The 24141-nt window shown below is 69.7% G+C and carries 21 protein-coding genes and 2 pseudogenes; 16 read left to right on the top strand and 7 right to left on the bottom strand.

Annotated features, from left to right (window positions below; translation table 11 throughout):
• Nucleotides 1–294 precede the first annotated feature (294 nt).
• From UA75_RS04485 to pdxA, 10 genes and pseudogenes are all read left to right on the top strand, one after another.
• Complete coding sequence (locus UA75_RS04485) at nt 295–2082, top strand: ABC transporter family substrate-binding protein (protein WP_075739127.1); 1788 nt, start codon at nt 295–297, stop codon at nt 2080–2082.
• A gap of 149 nt (nt 2083–2231) precedes the next feature.
• Nucleotides 2232–3227 carry an ABC transporter permease gene (locus UA75_RS04490; RefSeq protein WP_075739129.1) on the top strand — a complete coding sequence of 332 codons (996 nt, stop codon included), beginning with the start codon at nt 2232–2234 and terminating at the stop codon, nt 3225–3227.
• Between the two features lies 1 nt (nt 3228).
• Complete coding sequence (locus tag UA75_RS04495) at nt 3229–4149, top strand: ABC transporter permease (RefSeq protein ID WP_157434550.1); 921 nt, start codon at nt 3229–3231, stop codon at nt 4147–4149.
• The gene (locus tag UA75_RS04500; protein WP_075739133.1) at nt 4149–5273 is read left to right on the top strand and encodes an ABC transporter ATP-binding protein; all 1125 of its coding nucleotides are present in this window, start codon (nt 4149–4151) and stop codon (nt 5271–5273) included. The genes UA75_RS04495 and UA75_RS04500 overlap by 1 nt, the downstream gene beginning before the upstream one ends.
• On the top strand, nt 5273–6337 hold the full coding sequence (locus UA75_RS04505; RefSeq protein WP_075739135.1) for an ABC transporter ATP-binding protein: 1065 nt from the start codon (nt 5273–5275) through the stop codon (nt 6335–6337). Before UA75_RS04500 ends, UA75_RS04505 begins: the two co-directional genes overlap by 1 nt.
• 156 nt (nt 6338–6493) lie before the next feature.
• Nucleotides 6494–7318, top strand: a pseudogene (gene mshB, locus UA75_RS04510) (N-acetyl-1-D-myo-inositol-2-amino-2-deoxy-alpha-D-glucopyranoside deacetylase); the annotation flags it as partial.
• 173 nt (nt 7319–7491) lie between these two features.
• Nucleotides 7492–7869, top strand: a complete 378-nt coding sequence (locus UA75_RS04515) for a hypothetical protein (RefSeq protein WP_075739139.1) — start codon at nt 7492–7494, stop codon at nt 7867–7869.
• Between the two features lie 469 nt (nt 7870–8338).
• Nucleotides 8339–8659: a ferredoxin gene (fdxA, locus tag UA75_RS04520; protein WP_075739141.1), complete on the top strand. Its 321-nt coding sequence runs from the start codon at nt 8339–8341 to the stop codon at nt 8657–8659.
• Nucleotides 8656–9768 carry a succinyldiaminopimelate transaminase gene (gene dapC / locus UA75_RS04525; protein WP_075739143.1) on the top strand — a complete coding sequence of 371 codons (1113 nt, stop codon included), beginning with the start codon at nt 8656–8658 and terminating at the stop codon, nt 9766–9768. Before fdxA ends, dapC begins: the two co-directional genes overlap by 4 nt.
• A 176-nt stretch (nt 9769–9944) precedes the next feature.
• Entirely contained in the window at nt 9945–10967 is a 1023-nt protein-coding gene (gene pdxA, locus UA75_RS04530) for a 4-hydroxythreonine-4-phosphate dehydrogenase PdxA (protein WP_075739145.1), read from the top strand.
• 309 nt (nt 10968–11276) lie between these two features.
• Here the strand turns inward: pdxA and dapD are convergent, their stop codons facing one another.
• Nucleotides 11277–12290: a 2,3,4,5-tetrahydropyridine-2,6-dicarboxylate N-succinyltransferase gene (dapD, locus tag UA75_RS04535; protein ID WP_075743397.1), complete on the bottom strand. Its 1014-nt coding sequence runs from the start codon at nt 12288–12290 to the stop codon at nt 11277–11279.
• Between the two features lie 196 nt (nt 12291–12486).
• Entirely contained in the window at nt 12487–13182 is a 696-nt protein-coding gene (locus tag UA75_RS04540) for a hypothetical protein (protein ID WP_075739147.1), read from the bottom strand.
• 165 nt (nt 13183–13347) lie between these two features.
• Here UA75_RS04540 and dapE point away from each other — a divergent pair, with 165 nt between their 5' ends.
• Complete coding sequence (gene dapE / locus UA75_RS04545; protein WP_075743398.1) at nt 13348–14421, top strand: succinyl-diaminopimelate desuccinylase; 1074 nt, start codon at nt 13348–13350, stop codon at nt 14419–14421.
• 344 nt (nt 14422–14765) lie between these two features.
• Here dapE and UA75_RS04550 read toward each other — a convergent pair whose 3' ends face one another.
• The 4 genes from UA75_RS04550 to wrbA form a co-directional block, all read right to left on the bottom strand.
• A complete protein-coding gene (locus UA75_RS04550) occupies nt 14766–15302 on the bottom strand; it encodes an LppA family lipoprotein (protein ID WP_083690623.1) in 537 nt (178 codons plus the stop codon).
• On the bottom strand, nt 15302–17014 hold the full coding sequence (locus UA75_RS04555) for an alpha/beta hydrolase (RefSeq protein WP_232251158.1): 1713 nt from the start codon (nt 17012–17014) through the stop codon (nt 15302–15304). The genes UA75_RS04550 and UA75_RS04555 overlap by 1 nt, the downstream gene beginning before the upstream one ends.
• Nucleotides 17011–17325 (bottom strand): hypothetical protein, encoded by a 315-nt coding sequence (locus UA75_RS04560; protein WP_075739151.1) that lies wholly within the window; start codon nt 17323–17325, stop codon nt 17011–17013. The genes UA75_RS04555 and UA75_RS04560 overlap by 4 nt, the downstream gene beginning before the upstream one ends.
• Nucleotides 17326–17648: 323 nt before the next feature.
• Nucleotides 17649–18278, bottom strand: coding sequence for an NAD(P)H:quinone oxidoreductase (wrbA, locus tag UA75_RS04565; RefSeq protein WP_075743400.1), 630 nt, complete (start codon nt 18276–18278; stop codon nt 17649–17651).
• Nucleotides 18279–18464: 186 nt separating this feature from the next.
• On the opposite strand from wrbA, the gene UA75_RS04570 reads away from it, so the two are divergent.
• The gene (locus UA75_RS04570; protein WP_075739153.1) at nt 18465–19271 is read left to right on the top strand and encodes a TIGR00730 family Rossman fold protein; all 807 of its coding nucleotides are present in this window, start codon (nt 18465–18467) and stop codon (nt 19269–19271) included.
• A gap of 46 nt (nt 19272–19317) precedes the next feature.
• Nucleotides 19318–20187 (top strand): dihydropteroate synthase, encoded by an 870-nt coding sequence (gene folP, locus UA75_RS04575; protein ID WP_157433990.1) that lies wholly within the window; start codon nt 19318–19320, stop codon nt 20185–20187.
• Nucleotides 20188–20325: 138 nt separating this feature from the next.
• Here folP and UA75_RS04580 read toward each other — a convergent pair whose 3' ends face one another.
• A complete protein-coding gene (locus UA75_RS04580) occupies nt 20326–22119 on the bottom strand; it encodes a hypothetical protein (protein ID WP_075739155.1) in 1794 nt (597 codons plus the stop codon).
• Nucleotides 22120–22554: 435 nt separating this feature from the next.
• Here UA75_RS04580 and UA75_RS04585 point away from each other — a divergent pair, with 435 nt between their 5' ends.
• The 3 genes and pseudogenes from UA75_RS04585 to UA75_RS34330 form a co-directional block, all read left to right on the top strand.
• Nucleotides 22555–22893, top strand: coding sequence for a PadR family transcriptional regulator (locus tag UA75_RS04585; RefSeq protein ID WP_075739157.1), 339 nt, complete (start codon nt 22555–22557; stop codon nt 22891–22893).
• Nucleotides 22890–23540, top strand: a complete 651-nt coding sequence (locus tag UA75_RS04590) for a permease prefix domain 1-containing protein (RefSeq protein ID WP_157433991.1) — start codon at nt 22890–22892, stop codon at nt 23538–23540. The genes UA75_RS04585 and UA75_RS04590 overlap by 4 nt, the downstream gene beginning before the upstream one ends.
• A 70-nt stretch (nt 23541–23610) precedes the next feature.
• Nucleotides 23611–23919 (top strand): annotated as a pseudogene (locus tag UA75_RS34330) (DivIVA domain-containing protein); the annotation flags it as partial.
• Between the last annotated feature and the right edge of the window lie 222 nt (nt 23920–24141).

A 24141-nucleotide genomic window follows, 5' to 3' on the forward strand; every position in this document is an offset into this window, starting at 1 on the left:
CGCGGCCGCGATCGGTGTTCCCGCTCAGGCGAACAATGGGCTACCGTCGGGTAACCTGACGGCAAAATTGTTCAAAAAACGGACATGCCCGTTCGGTCAGCGGCCGCATACCGTGTGCAATCACGGAGTTACCTTTTGGTCACGATCGGTCGTCTACGGGTGGCAGGCACCCTGCCGAGTTCCTAGCGTTCCCGCCAACGGTGCGCGGGTGACCACACCATGCGCGCTGATGTCTCGGGTCGTGACCGTCCTTCCAGTGGCGGGGAGCGATTCAGTGCTAGGAGGGCACGAACCATGAGGAGAAGGAAGACGGTCGCCGCGATCGCGGTGTCCGTCAGTGCGGCTCTTGTTCTGGGAGCCTGCAGTGGCGGGGGCGACAACGGGGGCGGCGGAGGCGCCGGACTCGACGACAGCAGCCAGACCGGTGCGAAGGGCGACAACGGCGACGGTACCTACAACGCGCCTGAGGTCGAGCCGGGCGGGCCCGTCTCGATCACCCACGATGCGCCGTTCACCACGTACAACAACTCGGCGGCGTCGGGCAACAACTTCAACAACACGCTGGTCCTGACGTCGGTGCTGACCACCCCGTTCAAGATCGACGACCAGCTCCAGATCATGTTGAACGCCGACGTGATGGAGTCCGCCGAGGTCATCCAGGAAGACCCGCAGATCGTGGAGTACGTGATCCGCGAGGGCGTGACCTGGTCCGACGGCGAGGCCTGGGACTGCGACGACTTCTACCTCAGCTGGCTCTCCCGCAGCGCCACGATCCTCGACGACGCGGGCGACCCGCTGTTCGTGCCCGCCAGCACCAGCGGTGCCGAGGACGCGACCTTCACCTGTGAGGACGACCTCACCGGTCAGCTCGAGTTCGAAGAGGCCTACGCCGACTGGCGTGGCGAGTTCGAGGCCGTGTCGATGCTCCCGGCGCACATCCTGGAGCAGGAGAGCGGCATCGAGGACATCACCTCCATCAACAACGACTCCTCGCTCGACGACAAGATGGCCGTCGCCGAGTTCTGGAACAACGGCTGGAACGGCTGGACCGAGGAGCTGTCCCCCGGCTCCGGCCCGTACATGATCGAGAGCTTCACCCCGAACTCCGCGATCACCCTGGTCCGCAACCCGGAGTGGATCGGCAACCCGGCAGGCCCGGAGAGCGTGAGCTTCCAGGCCATCGCCGACGCTTCCGCGCAGCAGAGCGCGCTCCAGGACCAGCAGGTCCAGGTCATCCAGCCGCAGGCGGACAACAACGTCGCCGAGCAGCTGCGTGCGCTGGCCGACCAGGGCATCCGTTACGAGGCGGCCGAGGGGCTGACCTTCGAGCACCTCGACATCAACCTGGACCGTCCGCTGTTCCAGGACGAGGCGGTCCGCCAGGCCTTCGCCGCCTGCATCGACCGTGACGACCTGGTCGACAAGCTGGTCCGCGGCGTGAACCCGGAGGCGCAGCCGCTGGGCAGCCTGTTCTTCACCAGCGAGGAGTCCGCCTACGCGGACCACTACGACGACGTCATCCTCGGCGACGCTGAGGCCGCCATGTCCATCCTCGAAGAGGCGGGCTGGACCCAGGGCTCCGACGGCGTCTACGAGCAGGACGGCGAGCGGCTCTCCTTCAGCATCAGCCACACCTCGATCCCCCGTCGTAACGAGACCGTCGCCCTGATCCAGTCGCACTGTGCGGACGCGGGCATCGAGATCACCGACGACAACGACGACCAGTTCCTGGACTCGCGCGTCAGCGAGGGCGACTACGACGTCGCCCTGTTCGCCTGGGTCGGCACCCCGTTCAAGTCCTCCAAGGTCTCGATCTACTCCGACGGCGGCGGACAGAACTGGTCGGGCTGGGAGACCCCGGAGGCGACCGAGCTGCTCCGTTCGGTCAACACCGAGCTGGACGACGACGTTCGTGACCAGGCACTGGTCGAGGCCGACGAGATCTACTCCGACCTCGTCTACTCGCTGCCGCTGTTCTCGGTCCCGAACAGCTGGGCCTACAACGAGAGCGTCGACAAGGTGACCTACCAGGGCTCCGACGGCGTTGCGTGGAACGTCTGGGAGTGGGAGGTCTCCCCCTGACATCGCGTCCCCGGCCGGGGTCTCGCCCACCAGGTGAGGCCCCGGCCGGGGGCCGTGCAGGCGGTGCAGGCACACTCACCGTCTGCAATGGCGCACTCGGTGCCGTGTGGCACCCCGGATGATCCCGGCCCAGTCCCGAGGAAGAAACCGTGTTCCGTTATGTGATTCGACGAATCCTGATTTCGATCCCCATTCTGGGGATCGGCTCGTTTCTGGCCTATCTCATGGTCGCCGCCGCCGGGGATCCCATCGCCGAGATGCGGATGAACCCGAACGTCTCCGAAGAGGTCATCGCCGCCACGGCAAGAGAACTCGGCCTTGACCAGCCGATCCTGGTGCGTTACTGGGACTGGCTCGTCAACTTCGTGCAGGGCGACTGGGGCACCAGCGTCGCGCTCGGGTCCGCGCAGGTGGACGTCTACGACCAGGTGATGCGCGCCTTCGGCGTCACGTTCCGCCTGGTCCTGGGTGCTGAACTGCTGGCCATCACCCTCGGCATCGCGGTCGGCGTCTTCACCGCCGTCAAGCAGTACTCGATCTTCGACTACGCCGCGACGACCGTCGCGTTCATGATGTTCTCGATGCCGTTGTTCTGCGTCGCGATCCTGCTCAAGACCTACGGCATTCAGTTCAACGACCTGTTGGTCTCCCTGGGTGGCGAGCGCTGGCTGCGGACGATTCCCCCGGCTCGAGGATTCCAGGGCGACTTCGGCGAGCAGTTCTTCCAGTACACCGGCACCTATCTGCTGCCGACCATCAGCCTGATGCTGATCAGCTTCGCGGCCTACAGCCGCTTCCAGCGCAGCGCCATGTTGGAGACCCTCGGTTCCGACTACGTGCGCACCGCTCGCGCGAAGGGCCTGCGCCCCGGCCGCGTCATCTTCCGGCACGCCTTCCGCAACGCGCTCATCCCGGTGACCACCCTCATCTCGCTGAACTTCGGTGCCGTCCTGGGCGGCGCCATCATGACCGAACAGGTCTTCGGCTGGAGTGGGATGGGCAACCTGCTGGTGAACGCCGTCCAGCAGCACGACGCGCCCATGCTGATGGGCTGGTTGATGGTCACGGCCATCATCACCGTGCTGTTCAACCTGGTCGCCGACATCGTCTACGGCTTCCTGGACCCGAGGATCCGCATTGGCTGAGATCGTTTCCACCACGACGCCGGGCACACCCGGCGAACCCCCGTCCCAGTCCGCGGGCGAGTTCGGCACGGCGGCACGCAAGCAGTGGCAGATCGTCCTGCGGCGCTTCATGCAGCACAAGCTGGCGATGATCAGCCTCGTGGTGCTCGTCCTGCTGATCCTGTTCGCGCTGATCGCGCCGATGTTCTGGCACTACAGCTACACCTACACCGGCGGCGGACGCTTCGAGGACCCGAGCCCGGACCACCCGCTGGGCACCGACCAGATCGGCCGCGACATGTTCGCGGTGCTGCTGCGCGGCACCCAGTTCTCGCTGTTGATCGCGATGGTCGTCGCGCTGATGGCCACCGCCATCGGCGTGCTGCTCGGCGCCACCGCAGGCCTGCTCGGCGGCTTCGTCGACAGCCTGGTCATGCGGTTCGTCGACCTGATGCTGATCATCCCGCAGATCGCGCTGGTGGGCATCGCCGCCGCGATCTTCGGCGGCAGCTGGTACCTGGTCGCCATCGCGCTCGGCCTGTTCAGCTGGATGTCGGTCGCCAGGATCAACCGTGGCCAGACCCTGTCACTGGCTCAACGGGAGTTCGTCGAGGCCGCCAAAGCGATGGGTGCGAGCAACACGCGGATCATCCTCAAGCACATCCTGCCGAACCTGACCGGCATCATCACCGTGAACGCCACGCTCGCGGTCGCCACCGCCGTGCTGGCCGAGGCGGCGCTGTCGTTCATCGGTCTCGGCGTGCAGATCCCGGACACCTCGCTCGGACTGGTCATCAACGCGAACTACAACCAGTTCCTCACCCGACCCTGGCTGTTCTGGGCGCCGTTCCTCGCGATCCTGCTGATCTCGCTGACGATCAACTTCATCGGTGACGGCATCCGGGATGCGTTCGACCCTCGGCAGACGAAGGTGCGTGCCTGATGACCCAGTCTGTTTCCGAAGAGCTGCTGTCGGTGAGCGAGTTGTCGGTGGGCTTCCCCACTGATGACGGGACCGTGCACGCGGTGCGGAACCTGTCGTTCTCCCTGCGGCGAGGCGAGGTCCTCGGCATCGTCGGCGAGTCCGGCTCCGGCAAGTCGGTCTCCTCGATGGCGCTGATGGGGCTGCTGCCCAAGACCGCCAAGGTGACCGGCTCGATCCGGTTTTCGGATCAGGAGATCGTCGGCATCGAGCCCCGGAAGCTGGAGAAGATCCGGGGCAACGACATCGCCATGATCTTCCAGGACCCGATGACCTCGCTGAACCCGGTGTTCACCATCGGCTGGCAGTTGTCAGAGGCCTACCGCGCCCACCACAAGGTCCCGAAGAAGGTCGCCTGGGCCAAGGCCGTCGAGGTGCTGGAACTGGTCGGCATCCCGCAGCCGGACCGGCGGGCCAAGCAGTACCCGCACGAGTTCTCCGGCGGCATGCGGCAGCGTGTGGTGATCGCGATGGCGGTCATCAACGACCCGGACCTGATCATCGCCGACGAGCCGACCACGGCGTTGGACGTCACCGTGCAGGCTCAGGTGCTGGAGACGCTCATCCGCATCAAGGACGAGACCAACTCGGGCATCATGCTGATCACCCATGATCTCGGCGTCGTCGCAGGCATGGTGGACCGCGTGCAGGTGATGTACGGCGGCACCATCGTCGAGTCCGGCGCCGTCGACGAGGTCTTCGAGACGCCTCGGATGCCGTACACCGTGGGTCTGCTCGGCTCGATTCCGCACCCCGACCAGCTCGGGCAGCCGTTGACGCCGATCAAGGGCACGCCGCCGTCGCTGCTGAACCTGCCGACCGGCTGCACCTTCGCGCCTCGGTGCCCGCTCGCCGTGGACGAGTGCCGGGCGGCGGAGCCCGAACTCCTGACGATCGGCGGCGGAAAGCACTCCAGCCGGTGCATCCGCTCGGCGGAGCTCGGCAGCCTCGACGAGGCCAAGGAACTGTTCATCCACGAGGAGATCGGCAACATCGAGAACCCCGCCGTGCTGGTCGAGGTCGACGCCGACGCAGGCACCATCGACACCGACGAGTCGACTCCGCAGGAAGAGGGGAGCAGGTGATGACCAGCTCGAACGTGACCGGCGAGACCACCACGGACAGCACGGGGACACCGGCGGAGACCGGCGAGCCGTTGCTCTCGGTGTCCGACCTGGTCAAGAGCTTCCCGGTCCGGGGCGGCGGGATCATCCCGCGCGTCGTCGGACAGGTGCAGGCCGTGTCCGGGGTCTCCTTCGACCTGCGTGCGGGCGAGACGCTGGGTCTCGTCGGCGAGTCGGGCTGTGGCAAGTCCACGACCGGCCGCGCCATCCTGCAACTGCACAAGCCGACCTCCGGCTCGGTCCGCTTCGAGGGGCGGGAGCTGACCAGGCTCACCACCTCCAGGCTGCGCGCGGTGCGTCGGGACATGCAGATCGTCTTCCAGGACCCCTACGCCTCGCTGAACCCGAGGTGGCAGGTCAACGACATCGTCCGGGAGCCGCTGGAGATTCATCACCGCAGCATGGGTGACAAGAAGATCCAGGAGAAGGTGAACAGCCTTCTGGAGCTGGTGGGCCTCAACGCGGAACACCGCAACCGGTACCCGCACGAGTTCTCCGGCGGGCAGCGGCAGCGGATCGGCATCGCCAGGGCGCTCGCGTTGGAGCCCAGGCTGCTCGTGTTAGACGAGCCGGTGTCGGCGCTGGACGTGTCCGTGCAGGCGGGTGTGGTCAATCTGCTGGAGGAGCTTCAGCAGCGCCTGGGGCTGGCCTACCTGTTCATCGCCCACGACCTGTCGGTGGTGCGACACATCTCGCACCGGGTCGCGGTGATGTACCTGGGCAAGATCGTGGAGATCGGCACCAGGGAGGGCATCTACAAGCGGGCCTCCCACCCGTACACGCAGGCGCTGCTCTCGGCCGTGCCGGTGCCGGACCCCAAGGTCGAGCGGGCCAGGCAGCGCATCGTGCTGACCGGCGACGTCCCCAGCCCGGTGAATCCGCCCTCCGGCTGCCGATTCCGGACCCGGTGCTGGAAGGCGCAGGACATCTGCGCCGTGGAGGAGCCGCAGCTCCTCCCGCACGGACCGACCGGGCAGCTCTCGGCCTGCCATTTCGCGGAGATCAAGCCCGAACTGGTGGGCTGAACCGACGAGTGCTCCTCGACCGGCCCCGGCGACGCCATCGGCGCGCCGGGGCCGTCGTCGTGGAAGACGGAGCAGGCGACTGAGCCGTTCGGCAGCGGGGAGCCCAGCAGCGTCCTCCCGCCGCGTCGAGCGCCTACCCACTCCGATTACCCTGCGATGGTGACGACCGCTCCCGGCTTCCGACTGACGGCTGTGCCCCGGCTGCTCCTGGTGCATGCGCATCCCGATGACGAGAGCATCTGGACGGGCGGGACGATTGCCCACTTCGCGGCGCGCGGCGTCGCCGTCACCGTGGTGACCTGCACCCTGGGTGAAGAAGGCGAGATCATCCCCGCCGGGCTGCGCGGGCTCGGCCCCGAGGCGGCCGATCAGCTCGGCGGCTACCGGGTCGGTGAGCTGCGCTCCGCCTGCGCCGCACTGGGCGTGACCGATCACCGCTTCCTCGGCGGCCTCGGTCGCTGGCGGGACTCCGGGATGCGCTGGGCCGCCCCCGGCCGGGCCGAGCCGAAGCTGTCGCCGCATCCGAGGGCCTTCGCGATCGGCGACCTGGACGAGCAGGTCGCGGCGTTGACCACGATCCTCCAGGACGTCCGACCGCAGGTGGTGATGACCTATGCCGCCGACGGGGGCTACGGCCACCCGGACCACGTGCGGGCGCACCAGGTGACGATGGCCGCCGCTCGCGCCGCTTCCCACGACCTGAGCGTCTTCCACGTCGTGTCCGCTCGCAGCGAGATCGAGGCAGCGGTGGCGGAGCTGGCGCAGGTGTCGCGGGTGCCCTTCACGCTGCCCGCGCCCGGCGAGCTGGCAGGCGTCGAGGACGCCGACATCAGCCATCGCGTCGACATCGCCGAGAACCTGCCCGCCAAGCTCAACGCACTGCGCGCCCACGCCACCCAGGTACAGGTGTGGCAGGACAACGCGGGCACCGCCGTCTACGCGCTGTCCAACGGGGTGGCCCAGCCGGTGCTCACCCGAGAGTGCTTCAGCCACGCCCTGAGCAGGCCTGCCGGGCACGTGCCGGTGTCGATCGATCAGGAGCTGCTCGGCGCGGGCATCCAGCCGGAGATCATCGCCCCGCCCGAGGGGCTCGCCGAGGCCGCCGCCAGGGACGCGCGGGCGGCGAAGGACGGCTCTGCCGTGCGGGCGCACTGATGCGGGGTTGGGCCGACCGAGTGGTCTTCGCCGTGTTGTTGATCGACGCCGTCCTGATCGCCTTGATCGGCATGTTCTTCCTGCCGATCCATCTCGGCACCCTCCAGATGCCGGTGACCGCACTGCTGACCGGGGTGGCCAACCTGTGGCTGGTCCGCGAGGCCGCCCGCCTCTCGACGCGGCTGCGGGTGGTCGTCGCGCCGTTGGGGGTGTGGCTGGCGGTCGTGGTGGTGTTCGCCATGGTCCGGCCCGCAGGCGACGTGGTGCTCGTCGACGACTGGCGGTCGTTCCTGCTGCTGGCTGCGGGCTCGCTGCCTGCGGCGATGGCGGTGGGCACGCTGATGGCTCGGGGCCCGGCCGTCGAGTCGTCCTCCTGAGAGCCTGTCTTTGATCCCCACTTTCCTGTTGCGCGGGGCAGGCAGCGGCGATCTGCGGCGTTGTCGTCAGTCGACATGACTCCGTCATGTCTCCTTCCTCCGCCTGGCAGCTCATCCACGCTGATCCCCGCTCACGACTCCAGGGAGATCAAAGACAGGCACTGAAACGCCGATCGCACACCGGCTCGGCGCGACGCCGACCCCGGCCGCGGCGATCCGGGCCTGCCGCCGAACTGGTGTGGTGACGACGTGCCGGGCGGGCTGAGCTGATCGGGTTCGATTCGGCCGTCTTCTCGGGCCCGAGGCGATCATCGACAGCGGTCGGTGACGGTCCCGTCGCTCGAAGATCACTCGAGCCGGTCCATCTGTCGGAGGGGGCCTGGATGTCCGAGGCTCGTCCGGGGGATACTGGAGGCACTGTGCATTGTGAGCCGCATGGGTGCACCGAGGAACGAGCAGGAGAGCCGCCGTGACTTACACGATCGCCGAGCCGTGCGTCGATGTGCTCGACAAGGCGTGTATCGAGGAATGCCCGGTCGACTGCATCTACGAGGGTGAACGGATGCTGTACATCCACCCCGACGAGTGTGTCGACTGCGGGGCGTGTGAGCCCGTCTGCCCGGTTGAGGCCATCTACTACGAGGACGACGTTCCGGATCAGTGGAAGGAGTACACCAAGGCGAACGCCGACTTCTTCGACGAGATCGGCTCGCCCGGTGGCGCCGCCAAGATCGGGAAGATCCCGTCGGACGTTCCGCTGGTCGCGGCGTTGCCCCCGCAGGCGGAATGACCGGCTCGGCCGTCCGGCGGACCCCGGGTGACCGGCTGCCGGACTTCCCCTGGGACTCGCTGACCGAATACCGGGTTCGTGCCGAGGCCCACCCGGACGGGCTGGTCGACCTCTCGGTGGGCACCCCGGTCGACCCGGTGCCGCCTCGGATTCAGCAGGCGCTGACCTCGGTCGCGGACCAGGGCGGCTATCCGACGACGCACGGCACCGCGGCGTTGCGGGAGGCCGTCGTCGGCGGGCTCGCCAGACGACACGACGTCACCGGCCTCGACCCGCAGGACGTGCTGCCCGTCATCGGCTCGAAGGAGCTGGTGGCGTGGCTGCCGACCCTGTTGGGCCTTGGCCCGGGCGACGTCGTGGCGATCCCCGAGCTGTCCTACCCGACCTACGAGGTCGGGGCGAGGCTGGCAGGCGCCGAGGTGGTCCGGCTCCGCGACGGCGAGGAACCGCCGGTGGGAACGGCGCTGGTCTGGCTGAACTCGCCGTCGAATCCCACCGGCCGAGTCCTGGACGTCCCCGCGCTGCGGGCCTCGGTCGCCGCCGCACGAGCGGTCGGAGCGGCGATCGCCTCTGACGAGTGCTACCTGGCGCTGGGCTGGGAGGCCGAGCCGCGTTCGGTGCTGCATCGCGAGGTCGGTTCGGACCACACCGACGTGCTGGCGGTGCATTCGCTGTCCAAGTCGGCGAACCTCGCCGGGTATCGGGCGGGCTTCGTCACCGGAGATCCGGCGCTCGTCCGCAGGCTCCTCGCCACCCGCAAGCACGCCGGGATGATCATGCCGAGGCCGGTGCAGGCGGCGGTCGCCGCCGCGATGGCCGAGGACGATCACGTGGCGGAACAACGTCGGCGGTATGCGGCCCGACGTGAGCTGCTGGTGCCCGCCCTCCGCGACGCGGGCTTCACGATCGAGCATTCCGAGGCAGGCCTGTATCTGTGGGCGACCCGACATGAGGACGTCTGGCGGTCGGTCTCCTGGTTTGCCCAGCGCGGCGTGCTCGTCGCGCCCGGCAGCTTCTACGGCCCGTCGGGCGGGGCACACGTCCGGGTGGCGCTCACCGGAACAGATGAGCGGATCGCCTCGGCGGTGGACCGACTTCGCGTGGCCTGACTCCCGCACGACGCCCGCCCCGGCCCGGCAGGCTCACTGGTCTGTCGCAGGCCGGGCCGGTGCTCGGCGGGCCGGGAGACGGACGAACACCGCCCGGCGTCCCAGACCTGGACGCGGGCCCCGAACAGCTCGGGTCCCCTCGGACTCGGGCGGGCGAACAGGGAGGCAGTGCAGCGATGAGCACCGTTCCGGTCGTGGCCGTCACCGTCGGCGATCCGGCGGGCATCGGCCCGGAGATCACCGCCAGGACGCTGGCCGAACTCGATCACGACGCCCCGGCGCGAGGGGTGGCCGTCGGTGATCCCTCGGTGCTGCGTCGTGCGCTCGCCGCCTACGGGCTGGACGCCGAGGTCAGGACCGTGACCTCCTGGGACGTCGAGCCCACCGGCCCCGGCGTCGTGCACTGCTGGGACATCGACGTGGTCGGGGACCGCGAGGTGCCCTACGGCGAGGTCTCCCCGTTGGCGGGCGCGGCAGCCCTGCGTGCCATCGAGGTCGCCACCGAGGCGGCACTGGCGGGGCAGGTCGCCGGAGTGGTCACCGCGCCCATCAACAAGGAGGCGATCTGGGCGGCGGGCTCGGAGCACCTCGGTCACACCGAGATGCTTGGCACGCTCACCGGCAGCACCAGGAACAACACGATGTTCGTGGTGCGGGGCAAGAAGATCTTCTTCACGACCCGGCATCTCTCGCTGCGCAACGCCCTGGACCAGCTGACTGAGGAACGGGTGTTCCACGGCATCCAGGAGGCCCTGACGGCTCTGCGGGTCTTCGGCCACGACGAGCCGAGGCTCGCGGTGGCGGCCGTCAACCCGCACGGCGGGGAGAACGGCGCCTTCGGCGACGAGGAGATCGTGCACATCGGGCCTGCGGTGGAGCGGGCCAGAGCACAGGGCGAGCAGGTGTTCGGGCCGGTGCCCGCCGACTCCGTGTTCCACCAGTTGCTGACCGGGCGCTACGACGGGGTGCTCTCGCAGTACCACGATCAGGGGCACATCCCGGCGAAGACGCTGGACTTCGACGGAACCGTCTCAGTCACCGTGGGACTGCCCATCCTGCGCACCTCGGTCGATCACGGCACCGCGTTCGACATCGCGGGCCAGGGGATCGCCGATCACGGCACGCTGCGCTCCGCGTTCCTCGCCGCCGCCGAGTACGCGGGTTACGCGGATCGGATCAGGGCCGAGTACGGGAGCTGACCGGCTCGCCGTGTCATGCCTGCTCGTCGGCTGTCCCGTCCTGCCGACGGCACGGGCGGGCAGGCCGGACCCAGGTACGGGTGTGGGTCTCCCACACTGCCTGTCAGTTCGTCGCCTGCCTGCTGGTCCCCGCTGCACGGCTGCTCCACTCCCCGCGATGCGGCCCGGTCGGCGGCGCGCCGACCAGGCGCGGCGACGGCGGAGGCATGCCGGACCCGCAGGCCGTCGGGAACCCGTTCCGGCGGCGCTCCCGGCCCGCTGCGGCCTGCGGGGAACGCCCGGGCACTCCCTGCTGGTCCTCGCCGACCCTCAGTCGTTCGCGTGCAGAGCCGCGTTCAGCTCCACTCGGGTGCCGGTCTTGGGGAGCACCTGGACGGCGCCGGTGGTCGAGTTCCGGCGGAAGAGCAGGTCGGAACGGCCGGAGAGGTCCCGTGCAGCCACCACCACGCCGTCCGGCAGCGTCACCTTCGTGCCCGCCGTGACGTAGAGACCCGCCTCGACGACACAGTCGTCGCCGAGGGAGATCCCCAGACCCGCGTTCGCCCCGATCAGGCAGCGGCGGCCCACCGAGATCGTCTCGCGACCACCGCCGGAGAGCGTGCCCATCACCGAGGCCCCGCCGCCGAGGTCGGAGCCGTCGTCGAGCACGACACCGGCCGACACGCGGCCCTCGACCATCGACGCACCCAGCGTGCCCGCGTTGAAGTTGACGAAGCCCTCGTGCATGACGGTCGTGCCCGATGCCAGATGTGCGCCGAGCCGGACACGGTCGGCGTCGCCGATGCGCACGCCGGTGGGCACCACGTAGTCGACCATGCGCGGGAACTTGTCCACCGAGTAGACCGTGACCGGGCCGCGCGCCCGCAGCCGAAGCCGGGTGGCCTCGAAGTCCTCGACGGGGGCCGGGCCGTGGTTGGTCCACACGACGTTCGTCAACAGCCCGAAGACGCCGTCGAGGTTCAGCCCGTGCGGTCGCACCAGCCGGGAGGACAGCAGATGCAGCCGCAGGTAGACGTCGTGCGCGTCGACGGGCGGCGCGGCCAGCGAGGCGATGGCGGTGCGGACCGCGACGACCTCGACTCCTCTGGCGTCGTCGGTGACCAGCAGCGCGGCACTCGCCTCGCCGAGGGTCGCGACGGCCTCGGCGGGGTCGAGGCGCACGGTCGTGGCGTCCCCTCGGTCTGTCTGCCCCGTCGTCACCGGCCCCGTCTTCACGACGGGGAACCAGGTGTCCAGCACCGTCCCGTCGGCGGTGATGGTCGCCAAGCCGACGCCGTGGGCACCGATGTTCTGCTGGTCCGAGTTCTGCGCTGCGGTCGTCACGGCGCACACGGTATCGCCGATGGCGCCGCACGCGCCTGGCACCCGTGGTCCATCGGACGACGACGTCCCCGGCCGAGCGGATCGGTCTGCCCCGGCCGTGAGCAGGACACGACGCCGCGTCGCTCGCACCAGGGCCGGTTCGACGGCCGGAGTTATCGCTGCAACGGCGAGAGGTCGTGCTGCCCGCCCCCCGGGGTCAGGGAATCTCCGGATCGAAGGTCCAGGCGATGTCCATCGCGGCCAGATTTACCTCATAGATCGACCTCGTGCACCTGCCGACCAACTGGATCTGACTGCTGTTCTCCTCCAGCCGTTCGGAAGGCGAACGGGTGTCCGACGGCTCGGCCGTGGCCCGATCCGGCGCGGGAGCGGTGCTCGGCTGCTGCTCAGGAACAGAAGGCGTGGGGATCGGAAACGGCAGGATGCCTGCTGCGCCGCCGCCCCCGGGCGGCGGGACGGCGTCGTCCGCTTCGGTCTGCCCGGTCGACGAGCCCGGGTCGGTCGTCTCCCCTTCGGTGGGCGCCGCACAGCCCAGGCTCTCGTAGTCATCGACACCCTCGCGAAGACGTTCGATGGCCTCCGTCGTGCGAAGTCTGAACTCCAGTCCCTTCTCTGGCACTGCGATCTCCAGATCGTCGACCAGGGCGGCGTGCGCCTGGAGGAAGTCGCCGCACTCCGGGAAGACGGCCTCGAGTTGGGGCTGCTCGCTGCAGGGCCCCTCACGAAGGTCTCGCGCCCGCTCACAGAGTTCGTCACAGATCTCAGCCCAGGCCAGCTCCTCCGCACTGTGGCGGGGCTCGCCGCGATCGGCCTGATTCGTGGTGGTGCACGCTCCGACGAGTATGAGCAGCGGAAGCAGTGCTGAGAGAAGGCCGGTGCGCGGTGACCGCATGGTTCGTCGACTCCTTGGCGGGTTGCGGACGGTGACCAGAAGCTAGCCGCCCGGCGGGGCGCTCCGCAGCAGACCCGGCGGAGATCCTCCGGTCGGACCAGCGCGGGCATGTCGGCGGCGGCCCCGCCGACCCGGCCGGTACCGTGCAGGGTCGTGACCGTCACCGTGCCGTCCCTTGACCTGACCGCCGACCCGGTCGAGCTGACCGCCGCCCTGGTGGACATCCCGAGCGTCTCCCGCGACGAGGCGAGAATCGCCGACGCGGTGGAGCAGGCCCTGCGCACCCAGGCACCACACCTGGAGGTCGTGCGCAACGGCGACGCCGTGCTCGCCAGGACCAGGCTGGGGCGGGCCTCCCGCGTGGTGCTGGCGGGCCACCTGGACACGGTGCCGATCAATGACAACCTGCCCCTGCGCCGCACCGGCACGGGCGACGACGAGGTGCTGCACGGCTGCGGCACGGTCGACATGAAGAGCGGCGACGCCGTGATGCTGCATCTCGCCGCCACCGTCGCCGAGCCACGGCACGACCTCACCTTCGTGTTCTACGACTGCGAGGAGATCGACGCCGCCTTCAACGGGCTCGGCCGCATCGAGCGTGAGCTGCCGGACTGGCTGACCGGGGACCTCGCCGTGGTCTGCGAGCCGTCCAACGCGTTGATCGAGGCGGGCTGTCAGGGAACGACCCGCGTCGAGGTTCGGACGGAGGGCGCCAGGGCGCACACCGCCCGCGGCTGGATGGGTCGCAACGCGATCCACGCGGCGGGCGAGGTGCTGCGCAGGCTGGCGGCCTATGTGCCCAGGACTCCCGAGATCGACGGCTGCCGCTTCCACGAGGGGCTGCAGGCGGTCGCGATCGGCGGCGGCGTCGCGGGCAACGTGGTGCCGGACTCCTGCGTGGTGACGATCAACCACCGCTTCGCGCCGGACCGCACGCCGGAGCAGGCCGTCGACCACCTGCGGGAAATCTTCGACGGCTTCGACCTCACCGTCGTCGACGGTGCTGCGGGTGCCCTGCCCGGCCTGGACGCCCCGGCCGCGAGCGAGCTGGTGGCGGCGGCGGGCGGCGAGGCCACGGCGAAGCTCGGCTGGACCGACGTCGCCCGCTTCGCGGCGCTGGGCATGCCCGCGGTCAACTTCGGCCCCGGCGATCCCACCCTGGCGCACACCCAGCATGAGCACGTACGAGTCGCCGACATCACCCGGTGCGCGCGCGTGCTCGGGGACTTCCTGCGCTGAGGGCGGCGCGTCCGCTCGGCGGATCTCCGTAGCGAGGCAGGGTCTCGGTCGATCTTCGAACGACCGCCCTCCGCAGGGAGGCATGGCGACGCCACCGCTGCTGCTGCTGCCGTCGACGTCGTTGCGCTGTCCGGTGCCTGTCCGGGCTGTCGCCGCCCGCAGACGGGCGCCGAGAGCCGGGGAGGGGCGAGAGCCGACCGCACGGGAGCCGACCTGCGAGGCACCGTCTGAGTCGGCGATCTCGCGCCGACGATCTCAGTCCGCACGACGATCCGATCGTGTACACGCCTCGACCGGGGCGGGCGCCCGGAGCGTCGGCGCGGGGCGGGTGAGACAGGGCAGGCTCAGCCCCCGCCCGTCTCCTGCGGCAGGTGACAGCCGGTGGACACACTCAGCAGGGTGTTGGCGGCGGTGCCGAAGGTGTAGCGGGCGCCGAAGGGGTCATGGCCGACGATCTCGTGATCGCCGACTCGGTCGACGATCACCTCCGGCTCGCCGAAGTCGTACTCGCCGCTGATCTCCGTGACGATCGCGACGGCCTGCGGCCACTGCGCGTCGGGCAGACTCCCCAGGAAGTGCCGTCGATCCAGACTGCGGCTCTCCCCGCCGACGTGCGGGAACTCCGCGCAGCCGGACCGGGTCATGTTCTGGTCGTTGACCCACTCCCACGGACCCAGCTCCTCGGAGAGCCGGGTGGTGATGCGCTCCTGCATCTCCTCGTAGCGTTCGGTGATCTGCTCGATGCTGGGCCTGCCCAGCAGGACCGCACGGTCGTCGTTCACGGTGTCCTCTTCTCTCGTCGACCCGCCGCAGCCCGCGAGCAGCGGTGCGACGATCAGTGTCGTGGCCAGGACGGCAGCCAGTCGGATCGACCTCCACATCAGTACGTGCCCGGCACCGGTCGCGACAGCCAGTCGCCGAAGCCCCGGCCGTCGTCGTGGACCGCCCGGTCCTCGTTGCCGCTCACGATGACGCTGATGTTGTACTGACTCGTGCTGTCGGGAGCCAGGTAGGCGCTGTGGCCGACCGACTCGGTCAACCGCCTGCCGTCGGGAAGCTGCTCCTCGCGAGCCGACAACCCGGTGACGCCGTCGAGCTGGTTCGGGTCGATGCCGAAGGGTGCCAGCCCGCCGAGGTCGGCCACGGCATCGTTGCGCGCCTCGATCACGTAGGCGCTCTCCGGCGGTATCCGCAGATCCGTCACATCCGAGGTGCCCAGGCCGGGCGAGCCGAAGAAGATCGCGTCGTCGACCCCGGTGTCCTGTTGGAGGGCGTATCCGGTGGTGGTCGAGCCGTAGGAATGGCCGAGCGCGGTGAGGTGCGGGTTCTCGGTCCGCGAGGCGTCGATGCCCCGATAGAAGTCGGCCAGCTCCTCGGCGCCGCGCTGGGCGGGTTCTCGGCTCCACACCGCGTCGGCGGGGCTCAGCAGGTCCCAGCCCGCCTGCGGGGCGTCGTAGCCCAGCCAGGCGACCGTCGCCACCGAGCCGCCGTCGCCATAGCGCAGCGACTCGTCCTCCGCCTGGCGTTGCAGCTGCCGCATCTGATCGTCATAACCCTCGAGGCTGCCCTGCACCGTCGTGGTGAAGCCCGGGGTGAGGACGGCGACGTGGTCGGCGGTGTCGACGTCGCCCACGGCCACCGCCGCCCGCGCCTCGTCATGGGAGAGGTCGAACAGCAGGAGCTGACGGTCCCCTCGGTCCAGGGTGTTCTCGATGGCGTCCACCGCCGCGAGCTTGTCGCGGGCCTCGTCGAGCCGGTCGTCCAGGTCGGTGAACCAGCCGCCGAGCAGCCGATCGTCGAGCTGCCGCTCCAGATCGGCGATCTCTGTCGCCAACCGGTCGCGCTCCCCGTCAAGCCGGGCGCGATTCGCCTCGTCGCGCACGGCGGCGGGCAACCCGTCCAGGTTGCCGATCAGCTCCGGCGAGTTCGCCAGCAGGTCGGCTCGCTCCGCCTCCGACAGCGAGTCCCACCACCCCGCGTTGGCGGCCGGATCGGCGTCCTCGGGTGGACCGAGAGTGGAGAGTCCGCCCTGGTCGGAGCCTGCTGCATCCGCATCGGCCAGCGAGGTCGACTCGCCGTCGTCCACGGTGTCGGTCACGGCAGCACGCAGTACGGCGGCCAGATCCGAGTCGATGTCGGCCGCCCGTCGTACCACCTGATTGACCCGTTCGATCACCTCGGCCCTGATCAGCTCGCGCTCTCGGCGCACCGTGTCGACCTGGCTCGGGGCGACCTGCGGCGGCGCGACGTCGACGACGATGCCGTTCTCCTGGACCTGGAACCCGTTGACCCGCGCCAGCTCCTCGGCGTCCGCGAGCGCGGCCTGCACCGCCACGAGGGCGTCGGCGGCCTCCGCGGTGCCGCGCCGAACGGCGGCGAGCCCGGCGACGAGCCTGCGCATCTCCTCGCTCAGCTCGTCATGCCGCCGACTCGCGGCCTCGGCGGCGGCACCGCTCCAGCCGTCGGGTGATCTCGTGTCGCCGAGTTCGTCGTCCAGCCCGACCAGGGTGTCCCGGTGTCCGCTGAGCTGCTCGAAGACGGCCTCCAGCCCGGAGGGCTGCCAGCGGCGCACCTCGACGAGTCCGACCATCATCGCCCCGCTGCGGGGAGTCGGTCGCTCGCGTGGCGCAGGTCCTGCTCGGCCTGATCCTCGCTGTCCTGATACTGCGCCGCCGAGGCGTCCAGCGCCTCGCCGTGCTCGGCGACGTCGCCGCTCCAGCCCGTCAGCCTGCTCCGCCAGCGTTCGGCCAGCTCCGTCGCCGCCGCCGCCGATCGGCTGCCGGGCATGGCCTGGGCGACGGCGTCGGCGGAGGCGCCCAGCGGCACGCCCGCCGCCTGCTCACCCGCTGCCCGTGCCGTGTTCGCCGCCGCGCGTAGCGCCTCGATCGTGATCGTGTATTCCACGCCGCTCCCTCCGCCTGGCCAGAAGCTAACGGGCGAGAGCCGCTCGGGTCGGGAGAATGCGCAGATTAGGGGTCGGCGTCGAGGCCCCGGGTCGCGCGTTCCGACGGTCGATCGATCGCGTGCGGGCCTGCGGCGGCGGTGCGCGGCGACGTCCGCGCCGCCTGCGCGGTCGCCGCCGGGACGGCGCCTCGGCTGCTTCGTCGCGGCGGACGTGGCCGCTGACCTCGTCGTGCCTGCGCCGCTCGCGCGGCGCCGGGCCCACGACGCGGACCTGCCTCGTGGAACTCGGACCATGCGTCGAGATCGGGCGGCCGTGCCTGCGCTCAGTGGACCGAGGACCTGCCGACCTTGAACTGGGTGGTGATGCGCACGATCCGGGACCCGGAGTACACGGCGGAGGCCTTGGTCGCCTCACTGACGGGGATGGTGCCCTGGCCGTCGGCGTGCGAGGGGCCGTAGGGCGTGCCCACCTCGTACTGGATCGGGTCGGTGTAACCGGGAGTGACCAGGATTCCGCCGAAGTGATGCACCGTGTTGTACAAGGCCAGCAGGGTCGACTCGCGGCCGCCGTGCAGCGTCGCGGTGGACACGAAGCCGGAGTACACCTTGTCCTCCAGCAGGCCCTGCGCCCACTGCGGTCCCAGGGAGTCGATGAACTGCTTGAGCTGGGCCGCCACGTTGCCGTACCGGGTCGGGGTCCCGAAGATGACGGCGTCGGCCCAGAGCACGTCGTCGGCCACCGCCTCGGGGATGTCCTGGGTGGCCTTCGCATGGGCCTGCCAGGTCGGATTCGAGGCCACCGCCTCCGGTGGAGCCAGCTCTTGCACCCTGCGAAGGCGGACCTCGGCGCCCGCCTGCTCCGCGCCCTCGACGACCGAGCGCGCCAGGGTGTAGACGCTGCCCGTCGCGCTGTAGTAGATGACCGCGACCTTCGTCGGCTCGGGACCGCTCATCGTCACACTCCAGCCGGTCGGGTCCGAAGACCTCGGTTCGTGCCGTTCCCTCCCGGAGTCTGCCTTCGGTCCGGCCGCGCCGCGAGCGGGAGCCCGACGGGGGAACGTGGCCCGACATTCGGCGGACAGACGCCCGCCGTCGTCGTGGCGGTCACGCTCTGCTCCTACCCTGATCACATGAGCGTTATGGACTCCGATTCGACGACGAACGGCGACCGCTCCGGGGAGACCGGACTCGGCACGGAGGAGAACCCGCAGGAGAAGCGGCGCGGCCCGGTGGTGTTGCGACGCGGTCAACGCGACGAGTCGACCACGACCGATCAACGCCTGCTCGACTCCCGAGGCCCGTCGGACTGGGTGCACACCGACCCGTGGCGGGTGCTGCGGATCCAGGCCGAGTTCGTCGAGGGCTTCGGTTCGCTCGCCGAGGTGCCCAAGGCGGTCACGGTGTTCGGCTCGGCACGCACCCCGCGTGACCACCCCGAATACGCGATCGGCCGCAGGCTGGGCGCGGAGCTGGCGGGCGAGGGCTTCGCCGTGATCACCGGTGGCGGCCCGGGCACCATGGAGGCGGCGAACCGGGGTTGTCAGGAGGCGGGCGGCTTCTCCGTCGGGCTCGGCATCGAGCTGCCCTTCGAGCAGGGCCTCAACCCGTGGGTCGACCTCGGCGTGAACTTCCGCTACTTCTTCGCCCGCAAGACGATGTTCGTGAAGTACTCGCAGGCGTTCATCGGTCTGCCCGGCGGCTTCGGCACTCTCGACGAGCTCTTCGAGGCACTGACGCTCGTCCAGACGAAGAAGGTCACCAAGTTCCCGGTCGTGCTCTTCGGCCGGGACTATTGGGGAGGCCTCTACGACTGGCTGCGTGACAGCGTCCACGCGGGCGGCAAGATCGGCGACAAGGACCTGGCGCTGCTGCACGTGACCGACGACGTCGACGACGCGGTGCGCGTGGTGGGTGAGGCCTATCAGGCGTGGGAGGACGTGCACTGAGGGCGGGACCCCGCCGCCGACCGACCGCTCGTGGCAGCATCGAGAGGTGCCTACTCTGCGATTCGGAACCCGCCAGATCGTCTCCGATCGAGCGCTGGTGATGGGCATCGTCAACCGCACCAGAGACTCCTTCTACGACCAGGGCGCCACGTTCGCCACCGACGCCGCGCTGGCGGCGGTGGCGCGGGCGGTCGAGGAGGGCGCGGACATCGTCGACATCGGCGGCGTCCGCGCCGGTGCGCAGGGCGAGATCGTCGACGTGGCGGCGGAGATCGAGCGGGTGGTGCCGTTCGTCGCCCAGGTGCGTGAGCGGCATCCCGATCTCGTGATCAGCGTGGACACCTGGCGGGCCGAGGTCGCCAGGGAGGTCTGCGCCGTGGGGGCGGACCTGCTCAACGACACCTGGGCCGGGGCCGACCCCGGCCTGGCCGAGGTGGCGGCGGAGTTTCAGGTGGGGCTGGTGTGCTCGCACACCGGCGGCCTGCCGCCGCGCACCGACCCGCACCGGGTCCGTTACGTCGACGTGGTGGCCGACGTCATCGCCGAGGTGGTGGGGCGTGCGGAGCGGATGGTCCGCCTGGGGGTGCCTCGTGAGGGCATCCTGATCGATCCCACGCACGACTTCGGCAAGAACACCTGGCACGGACTGGAGCTGCTGCGCAGGCTCGGCGAGCTGGTCGACACCGGCTGGCCGGTGCTGCTGGCGGTGTCCAATAAGGACTTCATCGGCGAGACGCTCGGCGTGGGACCGCGAGACCGGGTCGACGGGACCCTCGCGGCCACCTCGGTCGCCGCCTGGCAGGGCGCGGCGGTGTTCCGGGCGCACGAGGTCGGCCGCACCAGGCAGGTGCTGGAGATGGTCGCCTCGATCGAGGGCAGTCGCCCGCCTGCCGCCGTGCTCCGAGCGATGGCCTGACCGGCGAAGCCGAGCACGACTGCGCGCGGCTCGGCGGGTGGTGCGGCCGCCAGGTGTGTGGGCCGGGCCGCGTGTCCGTGTCTCGGCCTGCGAGGCCGCCGACCTCGGAGTGGCCGCCGGTGCTCGGTGCGCTGCCGCTCAGGCGCGTGCTGCCTTGTCCTGGTGTCCGGTGGGCTCGGTCGGTACGACGGTGATCTTGTTCTTCTGACCGATCACGGTGGACCCGGAGTAGGCGCCGCCGTCGACCACGGTGTCGTCGATCACCGTGTTGCTGCGGCGGTGCAGCTCCGTGGTGGAGAAGCCCCGCTGTCGAAGGTGCGTGCTGATCGCGGCGAGCGCCCGGTGCTGGAGGATCTTGCGATAGCGGAAGCTGTCCGACTCCTGGAAGTAGGTGCCTGCCCGGCCGGTGGCGGCCAGCTCGCGGAGGCTCACGGCGGCCCCGAAGGTGTGCTCGTTCGTCGGGCGGTGGCGCGGCCCGATCAGTTCCCCGAGGTATCGGCCGATCCCCGCCACGCGCCGGGCGATCGAACCGGGCAGCAGGAGGGTGCCCCGTGCCGCTCGGCCGAGCGCCCCGAGCACCGTTCGCTCCTGCCAGTCGTCCGAGGTGAACCGATCATCGATCGGCGTGAGTCGGAACGAGTTCCATTCGATGTACAGGGTCTTGTCGTCACAGCCGATGTGCAGGAATACCGAGATGACCAGCTGCCGGTCCCAGCTCTCGACGCGAAAGCACTGGTAATGCCTGATCCATTCCCGAGAGCCGTCGGCCAGGTTGTTCAATTCCTCCTCCGGCATACTGCTCGCAGGCATGTGCTCGGAGGAGGGCAGGATCGCGGTGGCGAGTCGATCCCGTCGATGTCGTAACAGCGCCGCCGCCGAGACGATGGCCTGCGGCTCGCCCGCGATGGTGCGCAGCCGCAGGTTTGGCGCCAGTGCGTCCGACTCGCGCAGCGAGCGCATCTCCTCGTCGACGGCCCGGTAGAGATCACGGGGACGCAGCGGCTCGCGAGGCAGCCCGGCGTCTGGTTCGGCAGGCACGAGCTGCAACGCCATCGACCAGGCCTGATCGAGGTCGCCGGACCCGACGAAGGCGCGTTCGCCCGCGTAGACGGTGATGTTGTTGTGCGTCATGCCGTCCCCTGCGTCGGCGGTCCGCTGGTTCTGCCGAATGGTCTCCAGCCTGCCACGATGACGCGCCGCCGCCCCGCCGGAGTCGATCGACGGATCGGTCGTCGGAGTCTCTGCGGGCGTGGTGTTCGTCGGACTCGTGGCGGTCTCCGGCTCCATGGGGGCGGCGGGCGCCGCCGCACCGAACCGGTGCCTGCGCAGGCGCGACTTCAGCGTGCGGTCCACTACGAGCTGGTCGGCGAGCAGGATCCCGAACGTGGCGAGCACCAGCAGTGGACCGACGACGCCGAGGTCGATCTGCGGCGCGACGTCGATCTCGGCGGTGCCGAGCGCGACGTCGACGACGAGCAGGGCGAGCGGCAGGAGGCCTGCGGCGACCAGGACGATCTTCACCTGGTGTCGGCCTCGGTCGCGGAGTGCGGTGGTCTTCGTTCGGGCCTCTGCCGCGCGCACGAGCGTCCTGGCCAGGTATCCCGCGCCGACGAGGACGCCCCAGAGGAACAGCAGGGCGGAGTCGAGAATCCCCATCAGCAGCAGGAGCGCCAGCAGCGCGACGTCTCGCAGCAGTCGACGGCTGCGGGCGGTCAACGCCGCCTGAAGCACTGCGGCGGAGTCGACGCCGGGGGAGGGCGGCAGGCTGCGGCGAGGCTCGCCCAGGTAGTGCTCGATCGCCAGCTCGGCGAAGTCCGCGTCGAGGTGGGCCGCCGCGGACAGACATCGAGTGGCGTCCTGCGAATCGTCCGGTTCCCGGTCTCGATCTGCGGGCGGCAGCTCGTCAAGGGTCGTCGAGTCGTCAATGGTCATGGCAGTCCCAACGCGAGCGAGCGAAGATAATCGTCGGCTGGTCGTAACGCTACGACTGACTGCGTACGGAATGAAATGTATTCCGGCGTTGTCAGGCTATCGGATTACTTTGTGCGGCGGATTCGGTAGTGTTGTTCACTCGACGTCAACAGTATTGGTCTTTTCGAGTGGCACTGTCCTTGTTCGGACAATGATTTCCCGATGATTGATCGCCGAGTTCGCGTTCGCGCGATTGTTTGCTTGCGCAACAGTTCTGTGGTGCCCTTCGGGCGGCGGCCAGCCGATGTCGCGGTGCGCGATGGCCGTTGACAGTCGCATCGTCGCTGGTAAGAGGTGTGCGAGCCCTGGGATGGCCGGGTGCCTGACAAGCGGGCGGGATGCTACCAATGAGTAGCGTTGCTACCTGCGCTTCGTGTGACGTTCTACACTCTTGTTGTGAAGTCGGACGCGCTGCGCGGTCATCTGGACGCACTCCTGCTTGCCACCCTGGACGGCAGACAGTTGCACGGCTACGCGATCATCGAGGCCCTGCAGCTCCGCAGCGGCGGTGCCCTGGACCTGCCGACCGGAACCGTGTATCCCGCCCTGCGCAGGCTTGAACGCGCGGGCTACGTCGGAAGCGAGTGGAGCACCGTCGGCGGCAGGCAGCGGCGTACCTACACTCTGACCTCGGCGGGCGAACGCGCGCTGGCGGCCGAGCGGACCGCCTGGCACGAGTTCACTCGGGCCATCGAAGGCGTACTCGGAGGCGGTGCATGGCCTGCGCGGGCATGATCGAGGACTACCTCGACGCGCTCGACCGCAGGCTGCACGGCCCTGGATCGGTGAAGTCCGAACTGCTCACCGAGGTACGGCACAGCCTGGAGGACGCCGCCGAGTCCTACCGGGACGGCGGGCTCTCCACGGCGGGTGCCGAACAACGCGCCATCCGTGAGTTCGGTGGTGTCGAGGCGGTCGCCGAGGACTATCAGGCCGAACTCGCCGTGAGTCACAGTCTCGGCACCGTGCGGACGCTGCTGGCCGCAGTGGTCCTGCTGGTCCTGATGTGGGAGGTCGGCAGGCGGCTGATCATCGGTCCCTGGGAGTCGTTCCCCGGACCGCCGCTCAATCCGCTGGCCGGACTCGCCTTCGGCATGGCGGAGCGGCTCGGCGTCGTACTCGGCGTGATCGTCGCCGTTCTGCTGCTCTGCGTTCGCCTGCTCGGCAGACGCACCTCGGCCCGCGCCCTCAGCAGTCTGCTCACCCGGTTCAACGTCCTGGCGGTCCTGATCTACGGCACCACGCTCTTCCTGGTGTGTGCGTTGGGGATGTTCCTGCGTCCCGAGGTCTTCCAGGACACCGGGATGGTCGTCATCATGACGATCACCGTCCTGGTGATGAGCAGGCTCGGCTGGCTCGCCGGGCGCAGCCTGCGGCTCTGACGCCGTCCCTCGCCTCGCCTCGACGATCCCTGCGTGACCGGCCGGGTGCCTCATGCCACGATCTGTGGCTGTGACCACGTTGCTCATCTACCTCGCCGTCATGTTGTTGGTCGCCGCCGTGGTGTTCCTCCTCGTGTCGGTGGTCTTCGGCAGCGGTGAAGAGCTGGCTCCGCTCCCGCCAGGCGTCACTCCGACGACGTTGCCCGAGACGTCCCTCGCCGGTGCGGACGTCAGGGCCTTGCGATTCCAGCAGGCCGTTCGGGGGTATCGCATGACCGAGGTGGACTGGGCGTTGGAGAAGGTCGCCGTCGAGGTCGACGTACTGCGCACCAGGGTCGCGGAGCTGGAACGGGAGTTGGCCGAACACCGCTCGGACTCGACGGCCCGCGCGGCGGGCGTCGCTCGGGAGGAGACGGACCTGGAAACGGGTTCGGGCCGGGGAGCGAATTCCGGTGCGGTCCACGGCCTGCCAGCCGGCGCAGCCGGCGCCGTGGCTCCCGCAGAGCCGGACGCCTGGGCCGGTTCCGCCGAGGAGGCGGAAGCCTGCACTGAGCGAGATCGCGGCGCGAGTGCGGACCACGGGGTCGGACCGCACCTGGAC

The sequence above is a fragment of the Actinoalloteichus sp. GBA129-24 genome (assembly GCF_001941645.1).
Classification (GTDB): domain Bacteria; phylum Actinomycetota; class Actinomycetes; order Mycobacteriales; family Pseudonocardiaceae; genus Actinoalloteichus_A; species Actinoalloteichus_A fjordicus.